The following is a 15,543-nucleotide window of genomic DNA, read 5'->3' on the forward strand; positions in this document are numbered from 1 at the left end:
CCCCGATGCCCGAGGATTTCCACTTCCTGTTGCTGCCCGGCTTCTCCGCGCTCGGCTTCATGTCGGCGGTCGAACCGCTGCGCGTCGCGAACCGCTTTCGCACCGAACTGTACCGCTGGCACGTGATCAGCGCGGACGGCGCGCCCGTCGCCGCGAGCAACGGCATCCCGGTCGCCGCCGAAGCCGCATACGCGGACGTCGCGCAGGTCGAGACGGTGTTCGTCGTCGCCGGCTTCGATCCGCTCGTGTGCTACGACCGCGCGCTCGGCGACTGGCTGCGCCGCCAGAACCGGCACGGCGCGACGCTCGGCGGCATCGACACCGGCAGCTTCGTGCTGGCGGAAGCCGGGCTGTTCGACGCATCGCAAACGCTCACGCTGCACTGGGAAGCGCTCGCCGCATTCCGCGAACGCTACCCGGGCCTGAACGCGACGCAGGAACTGTTCGAGATCGACGACCGGCGCATCACCTGCGCGGGCGGCACCGCGTCGATCGACATGATGCTCGACCTGATCGGCAGGCGGCACGGCGCCGACCTCGCGGCGGCGATCTCCGAGCAGTTCGTCGTCAGCCGCATCCGGCAACGCTCGGACAGCCAGCGGCTCGAGATCGCCGCGCGCTACGGCGTGCACAACCGCAAGCTGATCCAGGTGATCGACACGATGCAGCGGCATATGGAAAGCCCGCTCGGCTCCGACGCGCTCGCGCAGGACGTGTCGATCACGCGGCGCCAGCTCGAACGGCTGTTCAGCGCGACGCTGAACGACACGCCGACGCGCTTCTACCTGAACCTGCGCCTCGATCGCGCCCGCGAGCTGCTGCAGCAGACCGACATGAGCATCACGTCGGTGTGCGTCGCATGCGGCTTCGAATCGCCGTCTCATTTCTCGCGCACGTATCGCGCGCGTTTCGGCGTGAGCCCGCGCAGCGACCGCCGCGCGACGCGCTGAGCGGAGCCGCTTTTACGTACAATCCGGCGCGCTATTGCGCGCTTCGGCAGCGTTTCGCGTCAATCGATGAACAATGCCGCCGATTGATCGACGGACCGAAGCGGCCTTCGAAAATAAATTGCAATGTCGTCGAAAATATTCTGTAACATACCTCGCAATTAGATAGGCAGCCCTAAGGAGATGAGAGCCCGGGCCTGCGCACGTCGCGCCACGCGGGCTGCCAAACCGCCATCAATGCCGATCCGAGGGGTATGACATGACGATGCTCGCTTCGCCGTCGCCGCACCTGCCTGCCGTTCGCTTCCCCGCCGCCTTTCCGCTCCGATTCTTTTCGACCTGACGCTTAGTTCTCCTCAGTCAGTCGAATCTCCCTGCACCGCTTCGTCGCACCGGTTCCATCGAGCCGGCGCGCGGGCCGTGTCGTGCCTGCTCGCCACGAGCGCGCGGGCGTGTCCAACCGTTGAGATGAGGATCACGTATGCAGACATCACGCAAAGCATTGCCGCTCGCCCTGGGTCTCGCGCTCGGTTTCGGCATCGTCGGCGGCAGCGCGGCCGATACCAAGGTCGCGAATCCGCAGGCGTCGAGCCTGCGCGAAAGCCTGACGCGCGGCGTGGCACCGGCCGCGGCCAAGGCCGATACGGCCGCCGGCCAGTTCCGCGCGGACGGCGTCGCCGTCACGCTGTACAACCCCGCGTATCGCGCGAAGAAGGCTGCCGCCACGCCCGCCGCCACCGCGCGCGATTTCGTCGCATCGCAGGCGACGCAGCTCGGGCTCGATCCGGCCGCGCTCGCGAGCCTCGCGGTCACGTCGGAGCGCGACGACGCCGATTTCACCGTCGTGCGCTTCCAGCAGCAGGCGGCCGGGCTGCCCGTGTACGGCAGCGACATCGCGGTGACGGTCGCGAAGGACGGCCGCATCCTGTACGTCGCGAGCAACACGATCAACGGCGTGGTCGCCACCGCGCGCAAGGCGCTGGCCGTCGACCAGCAGCAGGCGCTCGACCGCGCGCGCGCGTATCTCGGCGTCGGCGGCTTCACGAACCTCGACGCGCAGCTCGTCGCGTTCGTCGACAAGGCCGGCACGCATACCGCATGGAAGGTGCGCGGCCGCCCGCAGGACGGCCCGAAAGGCGACTGGGAACTGCTGATCGACGCGAGCAGCGGCGAAGTGCTGCGCGCCGAGGACAAGGCGTTCTATGCGACCGACGGCACCGGTTTCGTGTTCCGGCCGGATCCGCTTTCGTCGACGAAGAGCAGCTACGGCAGCACGGGCTACAAGGACAACAACGACGCGGACTCCACGCAGCTCACGGCCTCGCGCGTACGCGTGACGCTGAAGGATCTTGCGCAATCGAATTCACGCTACGTGCTGTCGGGCCCGTATGCGTCGTGCGTCGATTTCGATGCGCCGCGCGACAACGCGTGCCCGGCACAGGCGACGCCCGCGTTCGAGTTCACGCGCGGCAATCTGTACTTCGAGGCGGTGAACACGTATTACCACATCGACACGTTTCTTCGTTACGTGAACCAGACGCTCGGCATCAAGGCGATGCCGTATCAGTACACGGGCGGCGTGCAGTACGACCCGCACGGCGAATCGGGCGACGACAACTCGTCGTATTCGTCGAGCAGCGGCCGGCTCACCTTCGGGCAGGGCGGTGTCGACGATGCGGAAGATGCGGACGTCGTGATCCACGAGCTCGGCCACGGCATCCACGACTGGGTGACCAACGGCGGTCTGTCGCAGCAGGAAGGCCTGTCGGAGGGCACGGGCGACTATCTCGCCGCCGCGTACAGCCGCGACTTCAATCAATGGAGCCCGTCGGACGCGCAGTATCACTGGGTCTACAACTGGGACGGCCACAACGAATACTGGGGCGGCCGCGTGACGAACTGGAACGTCGGGCGCACCTACGCGCAGGCACGCGGCGCGGAGATCCACACGGCCGGACAGTACTGGGCGTCGTGCAACCTCGTCGCGCGCGACGCGATCGGCGCACAGGCGATGGACAAGGCGTTCCTGAAGGGGCTGTCGATGACCAACAGCTCGACGAACCAGAAGGCCGCCGCGCAAGCGGTGCTGACGGCCGCCGCCGCGCTCGGCTACAGCAGCGCGCAGCTCACGGCGATCGGCAACGCTTACAACAAGAGCTGCACGTACGGCGTAACCGTGCCGCAGAAGTCGTAATTCCGCAGCAGGCGGGGCGGCGTCGCACGACCTGCGGCGCGCCCTCTTCCTCGACATCGCCATCCTCACGAGATCGAACATGCCTACTCTGACATTGACCCGCCTGAGCGCCGCGCTGGGCGGCATGCTGCTGACCGCCGCCGCGCACGCGACGCCGGTGTGGATCACGCTCGGCGACACCGCTTTCCGCCAGCTTCAACACATCGATGCGAGCGCGACCGCGCAGTACAGCACGACGGTCGACGCCGGCAAGACGGCCGACGGCGCCGCCCGCCGCGAAACCGTGCACGTCGTCGAGATCGACGATGCGCGGCTCGGAGAACTCGCCCACGCGGTACACCATGCGCGCGGCCACGGGCCCGGCTACATCGTGCACGACTCGTTCGACGACGCACGCCAGGCGTTGCAGCCGATACCCGCGACGCTCGCGAAACAGGCGGCCGCGACCGCTTACACGGTGTCGAACGCGCCGCAGATCAAGACCTGGATCCAGCAACTGCAGGCCAGTAACATCGTCGGCACGATCACGTCGATGTCCGGCTTCACGAACCGCTACTACACGACGTCGCACGGCGTCGCCGCATCGGACTGGCTCGCGCTGCGGTGGAAGCAATTGGCCGGCTCGCGCACCGACATCGCCGTCGAACAGTTCGCGCATACGGGCTTTCCGCAGAAATCCGTCATCCTGACGATCCGCGGCAGCGATCCCGCCGCGGGCACGGTCGTGCTGGGCGGCCACCTCGATTCGACGGTCGGCCGCACGACGGAAAACACGCGCTCGCCCGGCGCCGACGACGATGCGTCCGGCATTGCCAGCCTCACCGAAGCGCTGCGCGTGCTGCTCGCGAACGGCTACCGGCCGAAGCGGACGATCAAGTTCGTCGGCTACGCGGCCGAGGAAGCCGGTCTGCTCGGATCGAAGGCGATCGCCAAGCAGTTCCGCACGCAGAATGCGAACGTGGTCGGCGTGCTGCAGCTCGACATGACGAACTACAAGGGCGATCCGAAAGACATCTACCTGATCACCGACTACACGAACGCCGCGCAGAACACCTATCTGACGAATCTGGCGAAGACCTACCTGCCGGAACTCGCGATCGGCACGTCGCAGTGCGGGTATGCCTGTTCGGATCACGCGTCGTGGAATGCGCAGGGCTATCCGGCGTCGTTCCCGTTCGAGGCCGACCAGAACGACAGTCCGTATATCCATACCGTGAACGACACGCTGGAGAATTCGGACCGGCAGGCGAACCACGCGCTGAAGTTCGGCAAGCTGGCGCTCGCGTATGCCGTCGATCTCGGCGGTGACGGCACTGCGACCGTCAAGCACTGACGGGGCCGCGGTCGCTCAACGCCTCGCCGAACGGGCGCGCGTCATGCGCGCTCGTTCGAGCGCGTTTCCCGTTCCGGATAGAATCGTCGTCCGATCACTTCCGCGACACGGTGCACCTCCATGACCGACTTCTCCCGCTCCGCCGACGATCTCTCGCCCGAGCGCGTCACGACCGCGTTCGACCTGCCCGGCCACACGACCGTCCGTTCGCTCGGCGTCGCGCAGGGCATCATCGTGCGTTCGCGCTCGATCGTCGGCTCGTTCGGTGCCTCGCTGCAAACCATTTTCGGCGGCAACATCACGCTCTATACGTCGCTGTGCGAGAAGGCGCGGCAGCAAGCGTTCGACAAGATGCTCGCCGACGCGCGCAAGCTCGGTGCGAACGCGATCGTCGCGATGCGCTACGACTCGACCGATATCGGGTCGGGCATCACGGAAGTCATCTGCTACGGCACGGCCGTGCGCGTGACGCAGGACGCCTGACGCGCGTCACACGTCGCGTTCGAGCGACTTCATGTTGGTCAGCTGAGGAAACAGCTTCATCCACGTCAGCGCGACGGCGATCGTCGCCGCGCCGCCGACGACGATCGCGGCCGGCGCGCCCCACCACGCCGCCGTCACGCCCGATTCGAATTCGCCGAGCTGGTTCGACGTACCGATGAACAGCGAGTTGACCGCGCTCACGCGGCCGAGCATGTCGTCGGGCGTACGCAGTTGCACGAGCGACAGGCGCACGACGACGCTCACCACGTCCGACGCCCCCAACGCCGCCAGCGCGACGAGCGACACCGCAAAATGCCTCGACAGCCCGAATACGATCGTTGCGATGCCGAACGCGATCACGCCGCCGAACATCGCGCGGCCCGGCCGCCCTTTCAACGGAAAACGCGTGAGCCACAGCGTGCCCGCGAGCGCGCCGACCGCGGGCGCCGCGCGCAACGCGCCGAGCCCCCACGGCCCGACCTGCAGGATGTCGCGCGCATAGATCGGCAACAGCGCGGTCGCGCCGCCGAACAGCACCGCGAACAGGTCGAGCGACAGCGCGCCGAGGATCGCCGGTTCGCGCCGGATGAACGCGATACCGGAAAACACCGAACGCAGCGTGACCGGTTCGCGCGCGGGGGGCGCGCTGCGCAGCGGAATCGTGCCGCTCAGCACCGCCGCGATCGCGAACGCGACGACGCTCGTACCGAACGCGGCGGGCGCGCCGACGCCATACAGCAGCCCGCCGAACGCCGGCCCGAGAATCTGCGCGGCCTGGTTCGCGGACGTCGACAGCGCGGTCGCGCGCGGCAGGTCGCCGCGCGGCACGACGGCGGGCAGCAGCGACGACACCGACGGCGATTCGAACGCGCGCGCGGTGCCGACGATCGCCGCGAGCGCATACACGCCCGGCGCGGTGAGCCCCCCTGTCGCGGCGCCGAGCAGGAACACGCCGGCGGCCAGCGCCTCGGCGCTCTGGCAGATCGTCGCGATGCGCCGGCGATCGTAACGGTCGGCCACCTGCCCGACGACCAGCGTCAGTGCGAACATCGGCACGAACTGCGCGAGCCCGACGAGACCGAGCGCGAACGCGCTGTGCGTGAGCGCATAGACGTACCAGCCGATCGCGACCGACAGGATCTGGAACGCGAGCGACGACATCACGCGCGTGCCCCAGAAGCGCTGGAACGGTGCGTGGCGAAACAGGTTGGCGGGTAACGGCGACGGCGAACGGGATTCGGGTAACGGGGCGGTCATCGGAGGGATGTGCGAGAGCGGGCGATCGGCGAGACGCAGGGCGCGTCAAACCGCGATGATATCGCCAACCGCCCGAAACCGCGTCTCGCGCGCGTCCGTCATGCGCGGCAGCCCGCCTTACAAAAAAAAGCGCGAACCGCAGTTCGCGCCAAAGAGAGACCTCGCTGAAGACGTCGAATGAACTACCCTGCCCCCGCTCAGAACGAATGCCGCATCCCGATCCGCACGTCGGCCTGCGTCTGCGTCGTCGACGGCGTGAAGCTGTAGCCGATCACCGCGTCGACACCCTGCGAAGCACGCAGGTAGTCGCCGGAGATGTACACGTCGGTGCGCTTCGACAGCAGGTAGTGCAGGCCGGCCGTGCCCTGGTTCCAGTGGTGCCCTTCGAAACGCGTGTGCTGGTAGCCCGCGATGAAGCTCAGCGCCGGCGTGAACTGGTACAAGCCGCCGCCTTCGTAGACCTGCATGTGCGACGACTGGCCGAAGCCCTTGATCGTCGTGTACGAGAAGTTCGCGTCGAGCGACAGCTTGCCGATCGTGTAGCTCGTGCCGATGCCGAACGTGCCCTGGCTGTCGACGTCCATCGCGGTGTTCGCGAACAGGTCGGTGCGCGCGCCGGTCGCCGGATCGACGGTCACGGTCTGCTGGCCGAGGAACGTATGCGTGCCGATCATCGCGTACGGGTCGAACGCGTAGATGCCGTTCGGGTTGTTCAGGCGCGTGTAAGCGGCGCCGATCGAGAAGTCGCCTTTCGTGTAGCTTGCGCCCGCGCTCCATGCGCTGTTGCGATGGAAGTTGCCGGCGACGTTGCCGAACGAGTACATCGCGCCGAACTTGAAGCCACTCAGGTCGTTCGACAGGAACTTGACCGAGTTCGGCAGGCGGTCGCCGTTGAAGCGGTCGAAGTCGCCCTGGTGGATCGCGTAGCCGCTGCCCCATGCCGAGATGTTGTAGATCGACACGAGCTCGTTGGTGATGTCCAGCTGGTTGCCGAACGACAGCGTGCCCCAGTCGTTCTGGAGACCGACATAAGCCTGTCGTCCGAACTCCGCCCCGCCGAAGCCGAGCTGCCCGTTGCCGAGGTGGAAGCCGCTCTCGAGCGCGAACACGGCCTTCAGGCCGCCGCCGAGATCTTCCGTGCCTTTCAGGCCGAAGCGGTTCCCGTAGGAGACGCCGTCATCGAACTTGACCACGTGCGAACCGCCCGTGTTGTTCACGTACGTGATGCCCGCATCGAGAATCCCGTACAGCGTCACGCTGCTCTGCGCGTGGCCGATGGCGGGAATACAGGCCGCGCATGCCAGCGCGGCGGCTACGGCAACTTTCTTTTGCTTCATTGTCGACCACCCTCCCTGAACCCTTCGATGGAAAGAACCGTGGCCTGGCGCGCGCAGCAATACGCCGGCTGATTCGAATTCGGTACGTCCGCTGGCTTCGGCATTTCGTTTTCCGCAATAACGGAGCCATTGGCGAAAAATACAAACCCATATTTCAGGCCACCCGTCTGAAGGCGACACTAAATGGTCTTGATGCGACGGTTCGGGAAAACACGGAGACGGGCGGCACGGCAAAAACCGGCCGCCCGGAGGCAGGTCAGCGGGCGTCGAGCGCCGCGCGCACGGCCGGGAGTGCCGGCGTGCCGGATGCGGTCGTGACGCCGTCCAGCCAGCCCTCGACGAGCGCCGGATCGGCCTTCAGCACGTGCTGCGCCGCGAGCGCGGGCGACGTCTTGTTGTCGAGCATGTCGGCGATCATCCGGTTCTCGACGTCCACGGAGAACGTCATCTGCCGGAACAGCCGCGCCAGGTTCGCGCACTGGCCGGCAAAGCCCGGGCGCGTCACCGTGTTGACGATCGCGCCGCCATAGTTCGGGCCGAAATACGCGTCGCCGCCCGACAGGTAGGTCAGGTGGAACTTCGTATTCATCAGATGCGGCTCCCACGCGAGAAAGACGATCCAGCGCTTGTCCCGCACCGCGCGCTCGACCTGCGTGAGCATCCCCGTCTCGCTCGATTCGACGAGCGACCAGTTCGCGGACCCGAGCACATGGTCGGACAGCATCCGCTTGATGTTCTGGTTCGCGGGCGCGCCGGGCTCGATCCCGTAGATCTTGCCGCCGAAGCGGTCCGCGTAGCGCGCGAGATCGGCGAACGTGTGCACGCCCGCGGCCGCGACGTAGTCGGGCACGGCCAGCGTGAACTTCGCGCCGCTCAAGTTCGCGTGCAGCACGTCGATCGACTTCTCGTCGACGAACGGCTTCACCAGCGGCGCCTGCGCGGGCATCCAGTTGCCGAGGAACACGTCGACCTGCCCTTTCTTCAAGCCCTGGTACGTGATCGGCACCGACAGGTTCGCGACGTCCTGCCGGTAGCCCAGCGCCTTCAGCACGACGCCGGCCATCGCGTTCGTCGCGTCGATGTCGGTCCAGCCGGGCGCCGCCATCTTCACGTCGCGACACGTCTGCGGATCGGCCGCGTGCGCGGACTGCATCGCCACCACGCACGCGGTCGCGGCGAGCGCCGTGCCGAGCCTCCGGATTGCTGCATTGCATTGTCGTTTCATGATTCGCTTCCTCCGTCGTTCGTCAATGACCGCGATGCGGTACGTTCAGCGCCCGACGCGCGGAAAGCGCGCCATCGCTTCGAGCGTGTCGAGTTCGATGTGATTGCGCATGTAGCGCTGGCTCGCATCGGTGAACGGCTGCCAGTCCCATGCCTGGATGCGGCCCTGCGTCGTCGCCGCGTAATGGAAGCGGCGCCGCCGCTGGCTCGCGCGCACCTGGGCGTCGAGTTCCGGCAGGTTCCAGCGCCGCGCGGCCTCCGTACGGAACGCGGCGAGCACGTCGGCGGCTTCGGGCAGGCCGGCGAGGTTCGTGCGCTCGCGCGGATCGTCGGCGAGGTTGTAGAGCTGGTCGGGATCGGCCGGGCAATGCACGTACTTCCAGTCGCCGCGCCGGATCATCACGACCGGCGCGACCGCCCCTTCCGCGAGGTATTCGCCCAGCGCGACGTCGTGCGCCGGCGCGCCCCGCAGATGCGGCACGAGGCTCGCGCCGTCGACCGGGTCGGGCCAGCCGCCGGCCGGCGCCGCGCCGGCCAGGTCGACGAGCGTCGGCATCAGGTCGACGTGCGACACGGGCCCGCGCACGCGCGCGGCGTCGAAGCGGCCCGGCGCGTGAACGATCAGCGGCACGCGGCAGCCGCCCTCGAAGAACGTCATCTTGTACCAGAGTCCGCGCTCGCCGAGCATGTCGCCGTGGTCGGACGTGACGATCACGATCGTGTCGTCGGCGAACCCGCATTGCTCGAGCGCGGCCAGCACGCTGCCGAATTGCGCGTCGACGTAGGACGTCGCGCCATAGTAGGCGCGGCGCGCGGCGCGGATCTGCGCGTCGGTCGGCGGCGTGCGGTCGTTTTCGCAGACGAAGCGCAGCCGCTGCGAATGCGGATCGCTTTCGGCCGCATCGAGCCGCACGGCCGGCATGTCGATCTCGTCGTCGCTGTACAGATCCCAGTATTCGCGCGTGATCGCGTACGGATCGTGCGGATGCGTCAGCGACACGACCATGCAGAACGGCCGCTCGTCATGCCCGGCCGCACGCTCGCGCGCGACGTCGTACAGCTTCTGCTTCGCCGCGAACGTGACCTCGTCGTCGAAGTCGAGCTGGTTCGTGCGCACGCACGGGCCGGCCTCGAGCACCGAGCTCATGTTGTGATACCAGCTCGGCCGCTCGGTCGGGCGGTCCCAGTCGGGCACCCAGCCGAAGTCGGCGGGATAGATGTCGGTCGTCAGCCGTTCCTCGAAGCCGTGCAGCTGGTCGGGGCCGCAGAAATGCATCTTGCCGGACAGCATCGTGCGGTAGCCGCCCGCGCGCAGGTAATGCGCGAAGGTCAGCGTTTGCGCCGGCAATTCGGCGGCGTTATCGTAGGCGCCGATACCCGACGGCAGCTTGCCGGTCAGCAGCGAGAAACGCGATGGCGCGCACAGCGGGCTCGCGCAATACGCGGCATCGAACACCACGCCTTGCGCGGCGAGCCGGTCGAGCGTCGGCGTGCGTGCGACGCGATTGCCGTAGGCCGGCAACGCGAACGGCGTCAACTGGTCGGCCATCAGGATCAGGATGTTGGGAGTCGGGTTCGTCATCGGCGGTCGTGGGGAAATCGGTGTTCGAACGGAACGGTGCGACGCTTGGGCAGCGGCGCGGCCAGCATGGCGGACGCAGCCTGAAGAAAGTGCCGCGCGCACCGGCCGCGACTGGCTAGAATCGCGGAAGAACCGGCACGGTGCCGTGCCGTCCGAAGCACTATCCCCCGCCCGAATTCGCGCGGGAAGGCGTCCGGCCCTTATGGGGCCATTAGAGAGACTTATGTCGAAATCCGAACCGTTACCGTCGATGCAGGCGCTGCGCGCGTTCGAATCGGCCGCCCGTCTCCAGAGCTTCACGGCCGCCGCGCGCGAGCTCGGCTCGACGCAGCCGGCCGTGAGCCAGCAGGTGTTCCAGCTCGAGGCGGAACTCGGCGTGCCGCTGTTCGAGCGCAGCCCGCGCGGCGTCACGCTGACGAGCGACGGCCAGTGCCTGTACGAAGCCGTGCGGGTGAGCCTCGACACGCTGCGCGGCGCCACCGCGACGCTGCGCGCGCGCCGCGAGCATGGCGCGCTCACGATCGTCACGGATTTCGGTTTCGCGACCTACTGGCTGATGCCGCGCCTCGCGGGCCTGAAGCGCGTGATGCCGGACGTCGACGTGCGGGTCGTCACGTCACAGGATTACGATGCACAGCGCGACCACGCCGACATCGCGATCCTGTTCGGCGACGGTCACTGGCCGTCGTGCACCGCCGCGCGGCTCTTTCCGGAATCCGTCACGCCGGTCTGCTCGCCCACGTTCCGCGCCGCGCATCCGCACGTCGCCCGGCCCGACCATCTGCGTGCGCTGCCGCTGCTGCACGTGCAGCCGACGCGCCCCGAACGCTGGCTGTCGTGGGCCGGCTGGTTCGACGCGCATGGCCTTGATGCGCCGGCCGCCGCGCGCGGCGTGACCTTCAACAGCTATGCGCTCGTGATCCATGCCGCGCTGCTCGGCGAGGGCGTCGCCCTCGGCTGGTCGCCGCTCGTCGACGAACTCGTCGCGTCCGGGCAGCTCGTGAAGCTCGTCGACGCGCCCGTCGTCACGTCGCGCGGCTACTTCCTCGTGCGTCCGCCGCAACGCCCCGAGCCGGACGCGACCCACGTGTTCCGGCGCTGGCTGCTGGATGCGTGCGCGCCTGCGTGAACGGTCGTCCGGCGTCCAGCGGATATTCTCTTGACGCCGGCTGGGTTGGCGATGACCGCCCCGCTTGACGCCCGCCGCCCGCGCTGGCGCGCCGATACCAGCCACACGGCGGGTTGGTTCTATCCGCGCCAGAAACGTCCTGATTTACTTGAGTCTCCCGCTACCCGCGTAGCCTGGCGCCCCGGTGCGCCGCCGCGCGGGTTTGCGCTCCATGACTCCGAGGAATTTCATGACCGCCGACTCACGCCCCGATCAATTCGTCCTGACGCTGTCGTGCCCGAGCGCGGCCGGCCAGGTCGCCGCCGTCGTCGGCTTTCTCGAGCGCCATCGCTGCTATGTCGATGCGCTGAACGTGTTCGACGACGATCTCAGCAACCGCTTCTTCGTGCGCTGCGTGTTTCATCCGACGGATGAGACGCTGCAGATCGACGCGTTGCGCCAGGAGTTCGGGCCGATCGCGACCGCGCTCGGCGGCGGCGGTGAAGGCGACACGCAATGGGCGATCCACGACGTGAACGCGCGCCCGAAAGTGCTGATCATGGTGTCGAAGCTCGAGCACTGCCTCGCCGACCTGCTGTTCCGCTGGCGGATGGGCGAGCTGAAGATGGACATCGTCGGCATCGTGTCGAACCATCCGGATTTCGAGCCGCTCGCCGTGCAGCACGGGCTGCCGTTCCGCCACTTCCCGATCACGGCCGACACCAAGGCACAGCAGGAAGCGCAATGGCTCGACTTCTTCGAATCGAGCGGCGCCGAACTCGTGATCCTCGCGCGCTACATGCAGGTGCTGTCGCAGGAAACCAGCGCGAAACTCGCGAACCGCGCGATCAATATCCATCACTCGTTCCTGCCCGGCTTCAAGGGCGCGAAGCCGTATCACCAGGCGCACGCACGCGGCGTCAAGCTGATCGGCGCGACCGCGCACTTCGTGACCGACGATCTCGACGAAGGTCCGATCATCGAGCAGGTGGTCGAACGCGTCGATCACGCGCTGCGTCCCGAACAACTGCTCGCGGTGGGCCGCGACGTCGAATGCATCACGCTTGCACGCGCGGTGAAGGCGTTCATCGAGCGCCGCGTGTTCCTGAACGGCGACCGGACGGTGGTGTTTCCGTAAGCGCATCCGTTCGGCGAGCCGCCAACAAAAAACCCGACCGGCAGCAGCCGGTCGGGTTTTTTATCGCCTGGCGTTCGACGCTTCGCGCGACGGCCCCGGGTGCGGTGTCCGGGTTCGTCGCGCGAAGTGCGTGCCGCGATCAGGGGCTTACTTCACCCACGCGAAGTAGTACGACAGCCAGATCGTCAGCGCCGCACCGATCAGCGCCGCATACGGCATCAGGTTCAGCCACATCGCGCGCTTCGGCACCTCGAGTTCCATGTCGCGCTGCATCTGCGCGGGGAAACGGCCGCGATCCTGCCAGTAGTGGCGATAGAGAAACACCGGCACGATCAGCAGCATCGCGATCAGCCCGTTGCGCAGCGTGCCTTCGCCCTGCAGGTTCGCACCCGCACCGACATAAACGAGGTTCGCGTAGCCGCAGATCGAACCGGCGACGAGCAGCCAGGTCGGGCAGCGGAACGGCCGATCCCAGTTGCCGCGATCCATCCGGTGGATCCAGCCGGACTGAAGGTTCAGGAATACGAACAGCATGTAGCAGACGTTCGAGATCGACAGCACCGTCATGTAGTCCGACATCATCAGCAACACGAGGTTGAAGCCGAGATCGGTCCACATCGCGCGCGTGGGCGAGCCGTGCTCGTTCACGTGCGACAGGTACTTCGGCAGCCAGCCGTCGACCGATGCCTGGTACAGCGTGCGCGACGAGCCCATCATCGACGTCATCACGATCAGCAGGATCGACAGCATCAGCATCACGACGACCGCATTCGCGACCCATGCGCCGCCGCCGACGATCTTCGCCATCGCGGCCGCGACGCCGGTGCCGTCGCCGATCGACGGATCGAGCATCGCCTGCGTGCCGAGCGCGCCCTGGAACGCCATCGGCACGAGCGTCATCACGACGAGACACAGCGCGCCCGACCAGAAGATCGCCTTCGCGGTGTCGCGACGTGGATCGCGGAATTCACGCGTATAGCAGACGGCCGTCTCGAAGCCGTACGACGCCCAGCCGGCCATGAACATCGCGCCGAGCGCCATCGTGACGCCCTGCCCGTTCCACGAGCCGAAGGTCGCGGTCGTGAGGTTGCCTTGAGCGTCATGGCCGAGCGGCAGCAGCGGGAGCAGGTTCGACATCGGCACGTCGCCGGTGACGAACGGCACGATGCCGACGATCAGGAGCGGCGTGAGCGACGCGATGCCGAGAATGCGCTGCGTGCGTGCCGCCTTCGACGCGCCGCTGTGCTGCAGTTTGAACGTGATGAGAAGCAGAATCGTCGCGATGATGAACGTCGCGTTGATTCGCAGCGAAAGCCCCGGCTTGATGAAGCCGAGATCCGCAACCTTGAGCTGCCAGTGCAGCACCGCCGCATCGGCGGGAAAGAGACTCGTGAGCGCATAGCTCGCCGCGAGGCCGCAGCCGAGCGCGAGCATCGGCGACCACGCGAGCCAGTTGCACCATACGGAAACCGGGGCAATCAGCTTGCTGTATCGGACCCAGCCGATCGCGCCATACACCGACGCGCCGCCCGATTTATGAGGAAATAGCCCCGATATTTCCGCATAAGTCGCGCTTTGAATCAGCCCCATCGTGATCGCGGCGATCCAGATCGCCCACGCGGGCTGGCCGATCGTCGCGCATACGCCGCCGATCGTGAACAGTACGCCTGCCGGCACACCGCTCGTCACCCAGAATGCGTCTTTCCAAGTCAGGCCACGGTGCAGCGTGTGGCCCGTCGAATCATGTGAGATGTCTGCCTCAACATCACTGGTGCGATTAGCACGCAGTCCTGCCTGACTCATCCAATTCCTCCTCTCGATCAGAGTGAGCGCTTCAGCGCTTACTCTCGTCCGATACAAAGCAGATGACTCCGCACGAGGGCGCTAGTGTAACAACTTGCGCGCATTTTTGCAGAATCGGAAAAAGAAAACCGGGATATGGCCGCATGAACTCACGATTATTTCGGATTCCTGCAAGTCATTCCCGGCGTGTTGTTTTATGATTGCGCGCGATGAATCGCCGCGGTATTACTGCACGCCTTCAGTCCACGAATTCACGCGGTCCGCATGCGCCGCGATCCATGCATCGGCGGCCGCTTCCGGCTTCGAGCCGTTCTGGATCGCGAGCATCACGCTGTCGATCTCGCCCGGCTTCCACTGGAACTTCTTCAGGAACGCGACGACCGGCTTGGCCTTCGTTTCGAGCTGCGGGTTCACGACGCTGTCGACGTGCTCCGCGCCGCCGAACACCTTCTTCGGATCCTCGAGGAAGCGCAGCTTCCACTTCGCGAACATCCAGTGCGGCGCCCAGCCGGTCACGATCACCGGCTTGTTCGCGCCGACGGAGCGCGACAGCTCGGCCGTCATCGCGCTGCCCGAGCTCGGCATCAGCGTGTAGTTCAGGCCGTAGCTCTTGATCGCTTCGTCGGTCTTGCGCATCACGCCCGCGCCCGCGTCGATGCCGACGATCCGGCCGCCGAAGCTGCCTTTCTCGGCATTCAGGTCGTCGATGCTCTTCGCCTTCACGTAGTCGGGGACGATCAGGCCGATCTTCGCGTCGGGGAAGTTCGCGCCGAGATCGACGACCTTCGCCTTGTATTCGCCCCAGTAGGAACCGTGCGTGACGGGCAGCCACGCGGACAGCGTCGCGTCGAGATCGCCGCGCGCCACGCCCTGCCACATGATCCCGGCAGCGACCGGTACGAGCTGGACCTGGTAGCCGAGCTTCTTCTCGATCACGCGGGCCGCGACGTTCGACGTCGCGACGCTGTCGTCCCAGCCTTCGACGTAGCCGATCTTCAGCGTGGGCTTCGTATCGGCGAGCGCCGACGCGCTCAGTGCCACCATCGCCGACAGTGCGCCGGTCCACAACAGTTTGCCGAACAACTTCATGGTCGATCTCCTTGAAATGCGCACCGTGCGCGTTGTCTCTCTAGGTTC

Annotated in this window: 12 protein-coding genes; 6 read left to right on the forward strand and 6 right to left on the reverse strand. The window is 66.8% G+C overall.

Annotated features, from left to right (window positions below; genetic code table 11):
* Positions 1-5: 5 nt before the first annotated feature.
* The 4 genes from WS45_RS25655 to WS45_RS25670 all read left to right on the forward strand — a co-directional run bounded on the left by WS45_RS25655 (position 6) and on the right by WS45_RS25670 (position 4,957).
* A complete protein-coding gene (locus WS45_RS25655) occupies positions 6-950 on the forward strand; it encodes a GlxA family transcriptional regulator (protein WP_059534215.1) in 945 nt (314 codons plus the stop codon).
* Positions 951-1,428: 478 nt separating this feature from the next.
* Complete coding sequence (locus tag WS45_RS25660) at positions 1,429-3,141, forward strand: M36 family metallopeptidase (RefSeq protein WP_059702335.1); 1,713 nt, start codon at positions 1,429-1,431, stop codon at positions 3,139-3,141.
* 79 nt (positions 3,142-3,220) lie between these two features.
* Positions 3,221-4,474: a M20/M25/M40 family metallo-hydrolase gene (locus WS45_RS25665; protein WP_059702337.1), complete on the forward strand. Its 1,254-nt coding sequence runs from the start codon at positions 3,221-3,223 to the stop codon at positions 4,472-4,474.
* Between the two features lie 120 nt (positions 4,475-4,594).
* Positions 4,595-4,957: a YbjQ family protein gene (locus WS45_RS25670; RefSeq protein WP_059692038.1), complete on the forward strand. Its 363-nt coding sequence runs from the start codon at positions 4,595-4,597 to the stop codon at positions 4,955-4,957.
* A 6-nt stretch (positions 4,958-4,963) separates the two neighbouring features.
* On the opposite strand, the gene WS45_RS25675 is transcribed toward WS45_RS25670, so the two are convergent.
* From WS45_RS25675 to betC, 4 genes are all read right to left on the reverse strand, one after another.
* The gene (locus tag WS45_RS25675; protein WP_059702339.1) at positions 4,964-6,214 is read right to left on the reverse strand and encodes an MFS transporter; all 1,251 of its coding nucleotides are present in this window, start codon (positions 6,212-6,214) and stop codon (positions 4,964-4,966) included.
* 197 nt (positions 6,215-6,411) lie between these two features.
* Positions 6,412-7,551, reverse strand: a complete 1,140-nt coding sequence (locus WS45_RS25680) for a porin (protein WP_059534205.1) — start codon at positions 7,549-7,551, stop codon at positions 6,412-6,414.
* A 256-nt stretch (positions 7,552-7,807) separates the two neighbouring features.
* On the reverse strand, positions 7,808-8,776 hold the full coding sequence (choX, locus tag WS45_RS25685) for a choline ABC transporter substrate-binding protein (protein ID WP_059702341.1): 969 nt from the start codon (positions 8,774-8,776) through the stop codon (positions 7,808-7,810).
* Between the two features lie 45 nt (positions 8,777-8,821).
* Positions 8,822-10,357: a choline-sulfatase gene (gene betC, locus WS45_RS25690; RefSeq protein ID WP_059702343.1), complete on the reverse strand. Its 1,536-nt coding sequence runs from the start codon at positions 10,355-10,357 to the stop codon at positions 8,822-8,824.
* A gap of 202 nt (positions 10,358-10,559) precedes the next feature.
* Here betC and WS45_RS25695 point away from each other — a divergent pair, with 202 nt between their 5' ends.
* Both WS45_RS25695 and purU read left to right on the forward strand, forming a co-directional pair.
* Positions 10,560-11,486, forward strand: coding sequence for a choline sulfate utilization transcriptional regulator (locus WS45_RS25695; RefSeq protein WP_063896560.1), 927 nt, complete (start codon positions 10,560-10,562; stop codon positions 11,484-11,486).
* A 229-nt stretch (positions 11,487-11,715) separates the two neighbouring features.
* On the forward strand, positions 11,716-12,603 hold the full coding sequence (gene purU, locus WS45_RS25700) for a formyltetrahydrofolate deformylase (RefSeq protein WP_059451749.1): 888 nt from the start codon (positions 11,716-11,718) through the stop codon (positions 12,601-12,603).
* A gap of 147 nt (positions 12,604-12,750) precedes the next feature.
* On the opposite strand, the gene WS45_RS25705 is transcribed toward purU, so the two are convergent.
* A complete protein-coding gene (locus tag WS45_RS25705; protein WP_059702346.1) occupies positions 12,751-14,406 on the reverse strand; it encodes an APC family permease in 1,656 nt (551 codons plus the stop codon).
* A gap of 225 nt (positions 14,407-14,631) precedes the next feature.
* Entirely contained in the window at positions 14,632-15,495 is an 864-nt protein-coding gene (locus tag WS45_RS25710) for a glycine betaine ABC transporter substrate-binding protein (protein ID WP_059702349.1), read from the reverse strand.
* Between the last annotated feature and the right edge of the window lie 48 nt (positions 15,496-15,543).

Source organism: Burkholderia sp. RF2-non_BP3 (assembly GCF_001522185.1).
In the GTDB taxonomy this organism is placed as follows: Bacteria; Pseudomonadota; Gammaproteobacteria; order Burkholderiales; family Burkholderiaceae; genus Burkholderia; species Burkholderia diffusa.

Bases quoted from the DNA above. Each gene is read 5' to 3' on its own strand.
- WS45_RS25655 (WP_059534215.1), top strand. From the start codon at position 6: ATGCCCGAGGATTTCCACTTCCTGTTGCTGCCCGGCTTCTCCGCGCTC.
- betC (WP_059702343.1), bottom strand. From the start codon at position 10,357: ATGACGAACCCGACTCCCAACATCCTGATCCTGATGGCCGACCAGTTG.
- WS45_RS25670 (WP_059692038.1), top strand. From the start codon at position 4,595: ATGACCGACTTCTCCCGCTCCGCCGACGATCTCTCGCCCGAGCGCGTC.
- WS45_RS25675 (WP_059702339.1), bottom strand. From the start codon at position 6,214: ATGACCGCCCCGTTACCCGAATCCCGTTCGCCGTCGCCGTTACCCGCC.
- WS45_RS25710 (WP_059702349.1), bottom strand. From the start codon at position 15,495: ATGAAGTTGTTCGGCAAACTGTTGTGGACCGGCGCACTGTCGGCGATG.
- WS45_RS25695 (WP_063896560.1), top strand. From the start codon at position 10,560: ATGGGGCCATTAGAGAGACTTATGTCGAAATCCGAACCGTTACCGTCG.
- WS45_RS25705 (WP_059702346.1), bottom strand. From the start codon at position 14,406: ATGAGTCAGGCAGGACTGCGTGCTAATCGCACCAGTGATGTTGAGGCA.
- choX (WP_059702341.1), bottom strand. From the start codon at position 8,776: ATGAAACGACAATGCAATGCAGCAATCCGGAGGCTCGGCACGGCGCTC.
- purU (WP_059451749.1), top strand. From the start codon at position 11,716: ATGACCGCCGACTCACGCCCCGATCAATTCGTCCTGACGCTGTCGTGC.
- WS45_RS25665 (WP_059702337.1), top strand. From the start codon at position 3,221: ATGCCTACTCTGACATTGACCCGCCTGAGCGCCGCGCTGGGCGGCATG.
- WS45_RS25660 (WP_059702335.1), top strand. From the start codon at position 1,429: ATGCAGACATCACGCAAAGCATTGCCGCTCGCCCTGGGTCTCGCGCTC.
- WS45_RS25680 (WP_059534205.1), bottom strand. From the start codon at position 7,551: ATGAAGCAAAAGAAAGTTGCCGTAGCCGCCGCGCTGGCATGCGCGGCC.